At 67.0% G+C, this 12,851-nt stretch carries 18 protein-coding genes; all 18 read right to left on the bottom strand.

The window, feature by feature from the left end:
- Nucleotides 1-52: 52 nt before the first annotated feature.
- A complete protein-coding gene (gene rplE, locus DEJ12_RS02890) occupies nt 53-643 on the bottom strand; it encodes a 50S ribosomal protein L5 (RefSeq protein WP_042537502.1) in 591 nt (196 codons plus the stop codon).
- Complete coding sequence (gene rplX, locus DEJ12_RS02885; protein WP_111028970.1) at nt 643-1,002, bottom strand: 50S ribosomal protein L24; 360 nt, start codon at nt 1,000-1,002, stop codon at nt 643-645. Before rplX ends, rplE begins: the two co-directional genes overlap by 1 nt.
- A gap of 3 nt (nt 1,003-1,005) precedes the next feature.
- Nucleotides 1,006-1,374: a 50S ribosomal protein L14 gene (rplN, locus tag DEJ12_RS02880; RefSeq protein ID WP_017885523.1), complete on the bottom strand. Its 369-nt coding sequence runs from the start codon at nt 1,372-1,374 to the stop codon at nt 1,006-1,008.
- Between the two features lie 31 nt (nt 1,375-1,405).
- Nucleotides 1,406-1,690, bottom strand: a complete 285-nt coding sequence (gene rpsQ / locus DEJ12_RS02875; RefSeq protein WP_017885524.1) for a 30S ribosomal protein S17 — start codon at nt 1,688-1,690, stop codon at nt 1,406-1,408.
- Nucleotides 1,690-2,010 carry a 50S ribosomal protein L29 gene (gene rpmC / locus DEJ12_RS02870; RefSeq protein WP_017885525.1) on the bottom strand — a complete coding sequence of 107 codons (321 nt, stop codon included), beginning with the start codon at nt 2,008-2,010 and terminating at the stop codon, nt 1,690-1,692. The genes rpsQ and rpmC overlap by 1 nt, the downstream gene beginning before the upstream one ends.
- Nucleotides 2,010-2,429, bottom strand: coding sequence for a 50S ribosomal protein L16 (gene rplP / locus DEJ12_RS02865; protein ID WP_017885526.1), 420 nt, complete (start codon nt 2,427-2,429; stop codon nt 2,010-2,012). The genes rpmC and rplP overlap by 1 nt, the downstream gene beginning before the upstream one ends.
- Nucleotides 2,430-2,431: 2 nt before the next feature.
- Complete coding sequence (gene rpsC / locus DEJ12_RS02860) at nt 2,432-3,244, bottom strand: 30S ribosomal protein S3 (protein ID WP_017885527.1); 813 nt, start codon at nt 3,242-3,244, stop codon at nt 2,432-2,434.
- Nucleotides 3,244-3,636 carry a 50S ribosomal protein L22 gene (gene rplV, locus DEJ12_RS02855; protein ID WP_035809257.1) on the bottom strand — a complete coding sequence of 131 codons (393 nt, stop codon included), beginning with the start codon at nt 3,634-3,636 and terminating at the stop codon, nt 3,244-3,246. Before rplV ends, rpsC begins: the two co-directional genes overlap by 1 nt.
- Nucleotides 3,637-3,661: 25 nt before the next feature.
- Nucleotides 3,662-3,943: a 30S ribosomal protein S19 gene (rpsS, locus tag DEJ12_RS02850; RefSeq protein ID WP_017885529.1), complete on the bottom strand. Its 282-nt coding sequence runs from the start codon at nt 3,941-3,943 to the stop codon at nt 3,662-3,664.
- Nucleotides 3,944-3,954: 11 nt separating this feature from the next.
- Nucleotides 3,955-4,794: a 50S ribosomal protein L2 gene (gene rplB / locus DEJ12_RS02845; RefSeq protein ID WP_027466728.1), complete on the bottom strand. Its 840-nt coding sequence runs from the start codon at nt 4,792-4,794 to the stop codon at nt 3,955-3,957.
- Nucleotides 4,795-4,812: 18 nt separating this feature from the next.
- On the bottom strand, nt 4,813-5,112 hold the full coding sequence (gene rplW, locus DEJ12_RS02840; RefSeq protein WP_027466729.1) for a 50S ribosomal protein L23: 300 nt from the start codon (nt 5,110-5,112) through the stop codon (nt 4,813-4,815).
- Nucleotides 5,109-5,768 carry a 50S ribosomal protein L4 gene (gene rplD / locus DEJ12_RS02835; protein ID WP_027466730.1) on the bottom strand — a complete coding sequence of 220 codons (660 nt, stop codon included), beginning with the start codon at nt 5,766-5,768 and terminating at the stop codon, nt 5,109-5,111. The genes rplW and rplD overlap by 4 nt, the downstream gene beginning before the upstream one ends.
- A 2-nt stretch (nt 5,769-5,770) precedes the next feature.
- Nucleotides 5,771-6,427: a 50S ribosomal protein L3 gene (gene rplC / locus DEJ12_RS02830; RefSeq protein ID WP_027466731.1), complete on the bottom strand. Its 657-nt coding sequence runs from the start codon at nt 6,425-6,427 to the stop codon at nt 5,771-5,773.
- A gap of 12 nt (nt 6,428-6,439) precedes the next feature.
- On the bottom strand, nt 6,440-6,748 hold the full coding sequence (gene rpsJ / locus DEJ12_RS02825) for a 30S ribosomal protein S10 (protein WP_017885534.1): 309 nt from the start codon (nt 6,746-6,748) through the stop codon (nt 6,440-6,442).
- Between the two features lie 521 nt (nt 6,749-7,269).
- Complete coding sequence (locus DEJ12_RS02820; RefSeq protein WP_084741336.1) at nt 7,270-8,097, bottom strand: DarT ssDNA thymidine ADP-ribosyltransferase family protein; 828 nt, start codon at nt 8,095-8,097, stop codon at nt 7,270-7,272.
- Between the two features lie 80 nt (nt 8,098-8,177).
- A complete protein-coding gene (locus DEJ12_RS02815) occupies nt 8,178-9,155 on the bottom strand; it encodes a DNA topoisomerase IB (RefSeq protein ID WP_111023287.1) in 978 nt (325 codons plus the stop codon).
- A gap of 173 nt (nt 9,156-9,328) precedes the next feature.
- Nucleotides 9,329-10,516, bottom strand: a complete 1,188-nt coding sequence (tuf, locus tag DEJ12_RS02810) for an elongation factor Tu (protein ID WP_027466734.1) — start codon at nt 10,514-10,516, stop codon at nt 9,329-9,331.
- A gap of 147 nt (nt 10,517-10,663) precedes the next feature.
- Nucleotides 10,664-12,781, bottom strand: coding sequence for an elongation factor G (gene fusA / locus DEJ12_RS02805; RefSeq protein WP_027466735.1), 2,118 nt, complete (start codon nt 12,779-12,781; stop codon nt 10,664-10,666).
- Between the last annotated feature and the right edge of the window lie 70 nt (nt 12,782-12,851).

Genomic DNA, 12,851 nt, shown 5'->3' with positions numbered 1-12,851 from the left:
TGCGTGCGGGCCGGAGGACGTGAATCCTCCGGCCCGCACCGCCCGAAGTAGTTTAGACCGTCTGCTCGTTGGAGCGGAACGGGAAGCCGAGCTGGCGGAGCAGCGCGCGTCCCTCGTCGTCCGTCTTCGCGGTGGTCACGACAGTGATGTCGAAGCCGCGGACACGGTCGATGCGGTCCTGGTCGATCTCGTGGAACACGGACTGCTCCGTGAGACCGAACGTGTAGTTGCCGTTGCCGTCGAACTGCTTGTCGCTGAGACCGCGGAAGTCGCGGATGCGGGGCAGTGCGAGCGTCACCAGGCGGTCCAGGAACTCCCACGCGCGGTCACCACGGAGGGTGACGTGCGCGCCGATGGCCTGACCCTCGCGCAGCTTGAACTGTGCGATGGACTTGCGGGCGATGTTGACCTGGGGCTTCTGACCCGTGATCGCCGTGAGGTCCTTGATGGCCCCCTCGATGATCTTGGAGTCACGAGCGGCCTCGCCGACACCGGTGTTCACGACGACCTTGACCAGGCCGGGGACCTGGTTGACGTTCGCGTAACCGAACTGCTCGGTGAGGGCCGTCTTGATCTCGGCCAGGTACTTCTGCTTGAGGCGCGGCTGGATCTTGCCAGCGGGCGCAGCAGTCGTGTCAGTCATCAGAGCTTCTCACCAGACTTCTTCGCGTAGCGGATACGGACGGTCTTCTTGACGCCGTCCTTCTCCACCTCTTCGGTGCGGAAGCCGACACGCGTCGGCTTCTTCGTCTTCGGGTCGACGAGTGCGACGTTCGAGACGTGGATCGAGGCTTCGTGCTGCTCGATGCCACCGGTCTTCGAACCACGCTGCGTCTGACCGACGCGGACGTGCTTCGTGACGAAGTTCACGCCCTCGACGACGACGCGGTTCTTGTCCTTGAGGACCTCGATGACCTTGCCCTGCTTGCCACGGTCGCCGCCACGCTCCTGCGTCGCGCCCGTGATGACCTGGACGAGGTCACCCTTCTTGATGTTCGCCATGGCTTACAGCACCTCCGGCGCGAGCGAGATGATCTTCATGAACTTCTTGTCACGGAGCTCGCGACCGACCGGACCGAAGATGCGCGTACCGCGCGGGTCGCCGTCGGCCTTGAGGATCACTGCCGCGTTCTCGTCGAACTTGATGTAGGAGCCGTCCTGACGACGGGTCTCCTTCTTGGTGCGAACGATGACTGCCTTGACGACGTCACCCTTCTTCACGTTGCCGCCGGGGATGGCGTCCTTCACCGTGGCGACGATGACGTCACCGAGGCCGGCGTAGCGACGACCCGAGCCACCGAGCACGCGGATGGTCAAGATCTCCTTGGCACCCGTGTTGTCGGCGACCTTCAGGCGGGATTCCTGCTGAATCACTGCTGTCTCCTATTCCGAAGCAGGCCGAGGCCTACTTGGCCTTCTCGAGGATCTCGACCAGGCGCCAGCGCTTGGAGGCGCTGAGGGGACGGGTCTCGCTGATCACGACGAGGTCGCCGACACCAGCGGTGCCGAGCTCGTCGTGGGCCTTCACCTTGGACGTACGACGGATGATCTTGCCGTAGAGCGCGTGCTTCACGCGGTCCTCGACCTCGACCACGATGGTCTTGTCCATCTTGTCGCTCGTCACGTAGCCGCGACGCGTCTTGCGGTAGCCGCGAGTGAGGGCGGCGGAGTTCTTCTCTTCGTTCGCCATTACTTCTCCTCGGCGGTCTCGGCCTCGGTCGACTCGGCCGGCTTGTCAGCCTTCTTCGTCGTCTTCTTGGCCTTGGGGGCGGTCTCGACGGGCGCGGGAGTGGCACGGATGCCGAGCTCGCGCTCGCGGAGGACGGTGTAGATGCGGGCGATGTCGCGCTTGACGGCACGGAGACGACCGTGGCTCTCCAGCTGGCCGGTGGCCGACTGGAAGCGGAGGTTGAAGAGTTCCTCCTTGGCCTTCTTCAGCTCGTCAGCGAGACGCTCGTTCTCGAACGTGTCGAGCTCCGTCGGACGGAGCTCCTTGGAACCGATCGCCATTATGCGTCGCCCTCCTCGCGCTTGATGATGCGTGCCTTGAGGGGCAGCTTGTGGATTGCACGAGTCAACGCCTCACGGGCGATCTCCTCGCTGACGCCGGAGAGCTCGAAGAGCACCCGGCCCGGCTTCACGTTCGCGACCCACCACTCGGGCGAACCCTTACCGGAACCCATGCGGGTCTCGGCGGGCTTCTTGGTCAGCGGACGGTCCGGGTAGATGTTGATCCAGACCTTGCCACCACGCTTGATGTGACGCGTCATGGCGATACGAGCGGACTCGATCTGACGGTTGGTCACGTACGCCGGGGTGAGGGCCTGGATGCCGTAGTCGCCGAAGCTGACCTTGGTACCACCGGTGGCCTGACCCGAACGCTTCGGGTGGTGCTGCTTGCGGTGCTTGACTCGACGGGGAATAAGCATGGTTACGCCTCAACTCCTGCGCCGGCCGGCGCGTCCTGCGGGGCCTGCTGCGGACGACGGTCACCGCGGTCGCCGCCACGACGGTCGCCGCCACGGTCGCCACGCTCACCGCGCGGGCCGCCACGACGCTCCGGGCGCGACGAACGCTGGTTCGCCTGCTCGCGAGCGAGCTCCTTGTTCGTGATGTCGCCCTTGTAGATCCAGACCTTCACGCCGATGCGGCCGAACGTGGTCCGGGCCTCGTAGAAGCCGTAGTCGATGTTCGCGCGGAGGGTGTGCAGCGGCACACGGCCTTCGCGGTAGAACTCCGAACGCGACATCTCGGCGCCGCCGAGACGACCCGACACCTGGATGCGGACACCCTTGGCGCCGGCGCGCTGTGCACCCTGCAGGCCCTTGCGCATGGCGCGACGGAACGCGACACGAGCGGAGAGCTGCTCGGCGATGCCCTGCGCGACGAGCTGAGCCTCGGTCTCGGGGTTCTTGACCTCGAGGATGTTCAGCTGGATCTGCTTCTTGGTGAGCTTCTCGAGCTCACCGCGAACGCGCTCCGCCTCGGCGCCGCGGCGGCCGATGACGATGCCCGGACGAGCCGTGTGGATGTCCACGCGGACACGGTCACGGGTGCGCTCGAGCTCGATGCGTGCGACGCCGGCGCGGTCGAGGGTCTTCTTCAGGTACTCGCGCACCTTGATGTCCTCGGCCACGTAGTCGGCGTAGCGCTGACCGGCCTTCTTGCTGTCGGTGAACCAGTGCGAGACGTGGTCCGTCGTGATCCCGAGACGGAAGCCGTACGGGTTGACCTTCTGGCCCATTACTTGCTCGCCTTCTTGCTCGTCGCGGCAACCTCGGCCTCGTCGGGCGTCGCGAGGACGACCGTGATGTGGCTGGTGCGCTTGTTGATGCGGAAGGCGCGGCCCTGGGCGCGCGGCTGGAACCGCTTCAGGGTCGTGCCCTCGTCGACGAAGACGCGGCTCACGTAGAGGTCGCGCTCGTCGAGGAAGCTGTTCGTCGAGTCCGCCTTGACCCGTGCGTTCGCGATCGCCGAGGCGACCAGCTTGTACACGGGCTCCGAAGCGCCCTGGGGGGCGAACTTCAGGATGGCGAGGGCCTCGTGGGCCTGCTTGCCGCGGATCAGCTCGATGACGCGACGGGCCTTCTGAGGCGTGACGCGGATGTGTCGCACGCGTGCGATCGACTCCACCATTTCGTTCCTCCTCTGCGTCGCCGCCTCAGCGGCGACGGCCCTTCTTGTCGTCCTTCACGTGACCACGGAAGGTGCGGGTCGGCGCGAACTCGCCGAGCTTGTGACCGACCATCGACTCGGTGACGAACACCGGGATGTGCTTGCGGCCGTCGTGGACGGCGATCGTGTGCCCGAGCATGTTCGGGACGATCATCGACCGACGCGACCACGTACGGATCACGTTCTTGGTGTTGGCCTCGTTCTGCGTGACGACCTTGCGGAGCAGGTGCTCGTCGACGAAGGGGCCCTTCTTCAGACTGCGTGGCATCTTCTGAACTCCTACTTGCGCTTCTTGCCGGCGTTACGGCGACGGACGATGAGCTTGTCGCTCGGCTTGTTCGGCTTGCGCGTACGGCCCTCGGACTGGCCCCAGGGGCTGACCGGGTGACGACCACCGGACGTCTTGCCCTCACCACCACCGTGCGGGTGGTCGACCGGGTTCATGGCGACACCACGGACGGTCGGGCGGACGCCCTTCCAGCGCATGCGGCCGGCCTTGCCCCAGTTGATGTTCGACTGCTCGGCGTTGCCGACCTCGCCGATCGTGGCGCGGCAGCGTGCGTCGACGTTGCGGACCTCGCCCGACGGCAGACGGAGCTGCGCGTAGGGGCCGTCCTTGGCGACGAGACGCACCGAGGCGCCGGCGGAGCGAGCCATCTTGGCGCCGCCACCGGGGCGGAGCTCGATGGCGTGCACGACGGTACCCACGGGGATGTTGCGCAGCGGCAGGTTGTTGCCGGGCTTGATGTCGGCGCCGGGGCCCTGCTCGATGACGTCGCCCTGCTTCAGCTTGTTCGGCGCGATGATGTACCGCTTCGTGCCGTCCACGTAGTGCAGGAGCGCGATGCGCGCAGTGCGGTTGGGGTCGTACTCGATGTGAGCGACCTTGGCGTCGACGCCGTCCTTGTCGGAGCGACGGAAGTCGATCACGCGGTACTGGCGCTTGTGGCCACCACCGATGTGACGCGTGGTGATACGGCCGGAGCTGTTGCGACCACCGGTCTTCGGCAGCGGACGAAGCAGTGACTTCTCCGGAGTCGAACGGGTGATCTCAGCGAAGTCGGCGACCGACGAGCCGCGACGACCGGGGGTCGTCGGCTTGTAGTTACGAATAGCCATGATTTATCCCTCTGGTCCTCAGCCGACAGCCGTGAAGATGTCGATCGAACCGGACTTGAGCGTCACGATGGCGCGCTTGGTGTCCTTGCGCTTGCCGAGACCGAACTTGGTGCGACGGGTCTTGCCCGGGCGGTTCAGCGTGTTGATGCTCGCGACCTTGACGTCGAAGATCTTCTCGATGGCGAGCTTGATCTCGGTCTTGTTCGAGCGGGGGTCCACGATGAACGTGTACTTGCCCTGGTCGATGAGCGCGTAGCTCTTCTCCGAGACGACCGGCGAGATGATGACGTCGCGCGGGTCCTTGTTGAAGCCGCTCATGCGGTGATCTCCTTCGCGGTCTTCGACGCGATGAAGGCGTCGAGGGCGCTCTTGCTGAAGACGACGGCGTCCGAACGCAGCACGTCGTAGGCGTTGAGCTGGCCGTACGAGAGCGCGTGGACGTTCGACAGGTTGCGGATCGACTTGAGCGTCAGCTCGTCGTCCGTCTCGAGCACGACGAGCACGTTCTTGACGGGCGCGACCTTCTCGAGGAGCGTGCGGGCGGTCTTGGTCGACGGCAGTTCAGCCGCGACGAAGCCCTCCACAGCGGAGATGCGGCCACCGCGGGCGCGGTCCGAGAGCGAGCCGAGCAGAGCAGCGGCGATCATCTTCTTCGGGGTGCGCTGCGAGTAATCGCGCGGGGTCGGTCCGTGGACGACGCCACCGCCGGTGTGCTCCGGAGCACGGACGGAACCCTGACGGGCGCGGCCGGTGCCCTTCTGCTTGAACGGCTTGCGACCGGCACCGCGGACTTCGCCACGGTTCTTGGTCTTGTGGGTGCCCTGACGCGCGGCTGCGAGCTGCGCGGTGACGACCTGGTGGATCAGCGGGACGTTGGTCTCGACGTCGAAGAGAGCTGCGGGGAGCTCGACGGTGCCGGACTTGGCACCCGATGCGTCGAGGACGTCGATCGTGGTTGCGGTCGTGGTGGCCATGATCACTTACCCTTCACGGCGGTGCGGACGAAGACGGAGCGGCCACGAGCACCGGGGACGGCGCCCTTGACGAGCAGCAGACCCTTCTCGGCGTCGACGGCGTGCACCGTGAGGTTGAGGACGGTCACGCGGTCGCCACCCATACGACCAGCCATGCGCATGCCCTTGAAGACGCGCGACGGGGTCGAGGAAGCACCGATCGAGCCGGGCTTGCGGTGGTTGCGGTGCGCACCGTGCGAGGCGCCGACGCCGTGGAAGCCGTGGCGCTTCATGACACCGGCGAAGCCCTTGCCCTTGGAGGTACCGACGACGTCGACCTTCTGGCCCGCCGTGAACGTGCCGTCCACGGTGAGCTCCTGGCCGAGCGTGTACTCAGCGGAGTCGTTGGTACGGATCTCGGTGAGGGTGCGACGCGGGGTCACGCCAGCGGCCTCGAAGTGGCCAGCGGCCGGCTTGTTGACCTTGCGCGGGTCGATGGCGCCGGCGGCGATCTGGATCGCCTCGTAGCCGTCGCGCTCAGCGTTGCGGATCTGGGTGACCACGTTCGGGCCGACCTCGATCACGGTGACGGGGATGAACTTGTTGTTCTCGTCCCACACCTGGGTCATCCCGAGCTTCTTGCCGAGGAGGCCCTTGACGGTCTTGGTTGAGTTCGCCATTGGTCAGCCCCCTTACAGCTTGATCTCGATGTTGACGTCGGCCGGCAGGTCGAGTCGCATGAGCGAGTCCACGGCCTTCGGCGTCGGGTCGACGATGTCGATGACCCGCTTGTGCGTGCGCTTCTCGAAGTGCTCGCGCGAGTCCTTGTACTTGTGAGGGGAACGGATCACTGCGATCACGTTCTTCTCGGTGGGGAGCGGCACCGGGCCGACCACGGTTGCACCGGCACGGGTCACCGTGTCGACGATCTTCCGGGCCGACGTGTCGATGACCTCGTGGTCATACGACTTGAGCCGGATGCGGATCTTCTGTCCCGCCATGTGTCTCTTGTCCTCTCTGCGCCGCGCACCCTCTGGCCGCCTGACGCCGCTCGGTTCCGCATTCCTGCGGACCGTGCTGTTTTCCTGAACCAACCGGCCGCATCCACTGGGGATGACCGCTGTTCACCTGTCAACCTCGCGGGCGACCGTGGCCGTCCAGCGTGGGCAATCGACTGCCTCGTGCTCCGGGCGCAGCAGTGGTACACCGCGTCCGTCACCCTTCGGGGAGTCGTGTTCTGCTGCCTGCGGCCCAACCCAGCCCTGCTGAACAAGGGGGTTGTGCACTGCCAGAGCAGTGATCCTGTGGGCATACACCCACGGGGAATTCGGAACCGGACAAGTCTCGCATAGCCCCGGCCCACGTGCAACCCGGGCGTGTCGCGAATTGCCGGGCGTGTCCCGCCGGCTCGCTTGCCCGGATCCACGCGGATCGGACGGCCTGGAGGCCCGGCTCGGCCCCGCAACGCGACGCACCCTCCGGACGGGGTCCGGAGGGTGCGTCGACACGGGTCAGGAGACCGTCACTCGGCGGTCACCGGGGGCACGAACCACGGCGGGAAGACGGCCACTCGCGGAGCGTGTCCACCGTGGTCGGCGAGCACGGCGCGGACGGTCTGCCGGGCCTTGTCGTTCGGGACGCCGATGACCGCGACGGACGTGAACGGCACGCTCGGTCCGGCGAGCAGCTCGAGGCCGTGCATCTCCGGGTCCGTGAAGTCGGTGCGACGGATCAGGTTCGTGCCGGCGTCGGGACCGACGGCGAACCGGACGTCGTCAGCGTCGGCGTCCTGGTCGGCGACGATCACCGAGGCACCGAACGCGGAGACCGGCACGACGAGCACGACGTAGTCGATCGCCCGGGTGCGGCGGGCGGCGTCCGACCAGCGCTCGCCCTCGGCGCCCGTACGGAGCTCGTCCCAGCGGGTGGCGTCGGGCGACAGCGTGAACGGCACGTGGCCGGCGATCGAGGAGCCGTCGGGCGCCTCGGCCTCGGCGCGGGCAGCGCGGGTGTCGGCGGAACTGACGTCCACGACCGGCTCGGCCTGGTCGGACGCCAGGATCGCGCCGGCGCCGACGATGCCGTCGAGGTTGTCGATGTGGGTGACGTGGTGGGCGCGGAGCGCTGCGAACTCACGTGCTTCGGGCAGGTCGGCGGACGACGAACGGAGCGACGTCGGCGACCGGAGCGACGTCCCGGGCCCGGAGGCCGGCGGGTCGACGCGCAGGTTGGTGGTGATGCGGGTCCGGCGGGGTGCCGGGGTGGCTGGGATCTCCGACGCCTCGCGCTGCCGGGGTGCGCAGATGTCGCAGAGCTCGGTGGGGAATCCGTGGATGCACTCGTCGGTCACGACTGTTGTGGGTCCTTCCGTGCCGTGTGGGGGTGGTCCGGCACGTCGACCAACGCTACGTCATCCGGACGGCCCCCGGGTCATTGTCGGTAGAGCAGTGCCCGGACCTCGGCCTCGGCGGACGCCAGGCGGTTCGGATCGATGGTCTCGCCGTGGTCGTACGCGTCGAGCAACCGGGGGTCGATGTAGCTCTGTCGGCACACCGTCGGGGTGTTGCCGAGCTCGTCGCTGGCGGCCTTCACCGCGTGCGAGACGGCCTTCTTCCGCTTGGCCTGGGACGACTGCGGTCCGGTCTTCGCCAGGTCGACCGCGGCCGCGACCGTGCCGTGCAGCGTCCGGAAGTCCTTCGCGGTGAACTCGTCGCCCGCGCGTTCCTTCACGTAGGCGTTGATGTCCTCGGCGGAGAGCGGCTCCCACTCCGCACCGCGACGCTCGCGGAACGAGAGCAACCGCGCGTTGGGCCCGCGACGCTTCATGCCGGCGATGACCCGCGCCAGGTCGTGGTCGTGGATCGACGACGACCACTCCTGCCCACTCTTGCCGGGGAAGTCGAGCTCGATGTCGTCGCCCGACACGTGAGCGTGCGCGCAGAGCAGCGTCGACAGCCCCCGACTGCCGTGCTCGGTGGCGTACCGCTCGGACCCGACCCGGAGGGACCCCTGGTCGAGCATGCGGAACGCTGCAGCCAGCGCACGGCGGCGGTCCGGCTCGGGGCGACGGAGGTCCTGCGTGACACCGCGGCGGGCGACCGGCAACGACTCGGCCAGTGCCAGCGCACGGTCGTACTTGATCCGGTCCATCCGTTCACGCCAGGACGGGTGGTACATGTACTGGCGGCGCCCCGCACCGTCCGTGCCGGTGGCCAGGATGTGGCCGTTCGCGTACGGGGAGATCCAGACGTCGTCCCACGCCGGCGGGATCACGAACTCTTCGAGTCGACGGCGCTCGTCCGGGTCGGTCACGGTGTTGCCGTCGGGGTCGCGGAACGAGAAACCGCGTCCGGAACGGACGCGGTGGTAGCCGCGACCGGAGGTCGCGGATCTGCGGAGGCGGGTCACGACGTCGAGCCAACTCCGTGACGCCTGTGACGGGTCACGGGGCGGACAGGAGGCCCGTGGCGGGCGCTGCCACGGGCCTCCTGTCCGGCGCCCTGTACGGCTCGCCAGTGGCCGCGTACGACGAAGCGGGGCCGGGCCCGAAGGCCCGACCCCGCTGTCGCAAGGAACCGGAGTTACTTGATGATCTTCTCGACCGTACCGGCACCGACCGTACGACCACCCTCACGGATGGCGAAACGGAGGCCCTCTTCCATGGCGATCGGCTGGATCAGCTCGACCGTCATGGCGACGGTGTCGCCGGGCATGACCATCTCGGTGCCCTCGGGCAGCGTGATGACGCCGGTGACGTCCGTGGTGCGGAAGTAGAACTGCGGGCGGTAGTTCGCGTAGAACGGGTTGTGACGCCCACCCTCGTCCTTGGTCAGGATGTACGCGTTCGCCTGGAACTCGGTGTGCGGCGTGACCGAACCCGGCTTCACGACGACCTGGCCGCGCTCCACGTCCTCGCGCTTGAGGCCACGGATGAGCAGACCGGTGTTGTCACCGGCGACCGCCTGGTCGAGCAGCTTGCGGAACATCTCGATGCCCGTGACCGTGGTCTTCTGCGTCGCGCGGATGCCGACGATCTCGACCTCGGCGTTCAGGTTGAGCGTGCCACGCTCGACGCGGCCGGTGACGACCGTGCCACGACCGGTGATCGTGAAGACGTCCTCGATCGGCATCAGGAACGGCTGGTCGGTGGCGCGCACCGGGTCCGGCACGTGCTCGTCGACCTGGGCCATGAGGTCCTGGACCGACTTGACCCACTTCTCGTCGCCCTCGAGCGCCTTGAGCGCCGAGACCTGCACGACGGGGGCGTCCTCGTCGAACTGCTGCGAGCCGAGGAGCTCGCGGACCTCGAGCTCGACGAGCTCCAGGATCTCCTCGTCGTCCACCATGTCGGACTTGTTCAGTGCGACGACGATGTAGGGGACGCCGACCTGGCGGGCGAGCAGGACGTGCTCACGCGTCTGGGGCATCGGGCCGTCGGTGGCGGCGACCACGAGGATCGCGCCGTCCATCTGTGCCGCACCCGTGATCATGTTCTTCACGTAGTCGGCGTGACCGGGGGCGTCGACGTGCGCGTAGTGACGCTTCTCGGTCTGGTACTCGACGTGCGAGATGTTGATCGTGATGCCGCGCTGGCGCTCCTCGGGAGCGTTGTCGATCTGCGCGAAGTCGCGGGCCTCGTTGAGGTCCGGGTACTGGTCGTGCAGAACCTTGGTGATCGCCGCCGTGAGCGTGGTCTTGCCGTGGTCGACGTGACCGATGGTTCCGATGTTGACGTGCGGCTTGGTGCGCTCGAACTTGGCCTTGGCCACTGTGGGTCCTCCTCAGGACTCGGAAGCGTCACCCCCGGCCGGCCCTGGATGGGCTCGGGACCGTTGGTGCGCGGTGTGTGTCTGTACTTTACTTGGTGGCGAGGGGCCCGTCGCCGGGCGCCCCCGCCTGTGGAGAAGCGCTGAGCGCTACTCCCCCGCGTTCTTCGCGATGATCTCCTCGGCGACCTTGGCCGGGACCTGGCTGTAGGTCTCGAAGGTCATCGAGTAGACCGCACGACCAGAGGTCTTCGACCGCAGGTCGCCGACGTAGCCGAACATCTCGGACAGCGGCACGCTCGCGCGGACCACCTTGACGCCCGAGGCGTCCTCCATCGAGGCGATCTGGCCACGACGGGAGTTCAGGTCACCGATGACGTCGCCCATGTACTCCTCAGGAGTACGGACCTCGACGGCCATGATCGGCTCGAGGATCGCCGGACCGGCCTTGCGAGCCGCTTCCTTGTAGGCGATCGAACCGGCGATCTTGAACGCCATCTCGGACGAGTCGACGTCGTGCGCCGCGCCGTCCTTGAGGATGGCCTTCACGCCGACCGTCGGGTAGCCCGCGAGGATGCCGACCTGCATGGCGTCCTGGATACCGGCGTCGACCGACGGGATGTACTCGCGCGGGACACGGCCACCGGAGGTCGCATTGACGAACTCGTAGACCTTCTCGCTCGTGACCTCCATCGGCTCGAGCGCGATCTGCACCTTCGCGAACTGGCCGGAACCACCGGTCTGCTTCTTGTGGGTGTAGTCGTAGCGCTCGACGATCTTGGTGAGCGTCTCGCGGTAGGCCACCTGGGGCTTGCCGACGCTCGCCTCGACGTGGAACTCACGCTTCATGCGGTCGACGAGGATGTCGAGGTGGAGCTCGCCCATGCCCTTGATCGTCGTCTGACCGGTCTCGGCGTTGAGCTCGACGCGGAACGTCGGGTCCTCTTCGGCGAGCTTCTGGATGGCCGTGGAGAGCTTCTCCTGGTCGGCCTTCGTGTTCGGCTCGATGGCGACCTCGATGACCGGCTCCGGGAACGTCATCGACTCGAGGACGACCTGGTTGGTCGGGTCGCACAGGGTGTCACCGGTGGTGGTGTCCTTGAGGCCGATGACCGCGTAGATGTGGCCAGCGGTCACGTTGGCGACCGGGTTCTCCTTGTTGGAGTGCATCTGGAAGATCTTGCCGATGCGCTCCTTCTTGCCCTTGGTCGAGTTGATGACCTGGGCACCGGACTCGATCGAGCCGGAGTAGACGCGCACGTAGGTCAGACGACCGAAGAACGGGTGCACCGCGACCTTGAACGCGAGGGCCGAGAACGGCTCCGACGCGTCGGGCTTGCGGATGATCTCCTTCTCCTCGTCCTTGACGTCGTGGCCGATCATCGGCGGCACGTCGAGCGGGGACGGGAGGTAGTCGATGACGGCGTCGAGCATCGGCTGGACACCACGGTTCTTGAACGCGGAACCGCAGAGGACCGGGTAGAGCGTGCTGCTCACCGTGAGGGCACGGATGGCTGCCTTGATCTCGGCGACCGAGAAGTCGGTGTCGCCCTCGAGGTAGCGCTCCATGAGGACGTCGTCCGCCTCGGCCACGCGCTCGATGAGCTTCTCGCGGTACTCGGCGGCGCGGTCCTGCAGGTCGGCCGGGATCTCTTCGATCTCGTACTTCGCGCCCATCGCGACGTCACCCTTGGCGTCGCCGCGCCAGGTGAGTGCACGCATCTGGACGAGGTCGACGACGCCTTCGAACGAGCTCTCGGAACCGATCGGCAGCTGGAGCACGAGGGGCTCCGCGCCGAGGCGGTTCACGATGGTGTCGACGGTGTAGTAGAAGTCGGCGCCCAGCTTGTCCATCTTGTTGACGAAGCAGATGCGCGGGACGTCGTACTTGTCGGCCTGACGCCAGACGGTCTCGGACTGGGGCTCGACGCCCTCCTTGCCGTCGAAGACGGCGACCGCACCGTCGAGGACGCGGAGCGAACGCTCCACCTCGACCGTGAAGTCCACGTGACCGGGGGTGTCGATGATGTTGATCTGGTTGTTGTCCCAGAAGCAGGTCGTCGCGGCCGACGTGATCGTGATGCCGCGCTCCTGCTCCTGCGCCATCCAGTCCATCGTGGCAGCGCCGTCGTGGACCTCACCGATCTTGTGCGTGATGCCCGTGTAGAACAGGATGCGCTCGGTCGTCGTGGTCTTGCCGGCATCGATGTGCGCCATGATGCCGATGTTGCGGACCTTGTTCAGGTCGGTGAGCACGTCCTGTGCCACAGGGTTCCTCCGGAAGAGTTGTAGGAGAGGTTGGCGGCCGTCCGGGCGCCGGGGTTCTTGACCACCGGCG

The sequence above is a fragment of the Curtobacterium sp. MCLR17_059 genome (genome assembly GCF_003234665.1).
Lineage (GTDB): Bacteria > Actinomycetota > Actinomycetes > Actinomycetales > Microbacteriaceae > Curtobacterium > Curtobacterium flaccumfaciens.
This window is presented reverse-complemented; position numbering and strand designations above follow the sequence as displayed.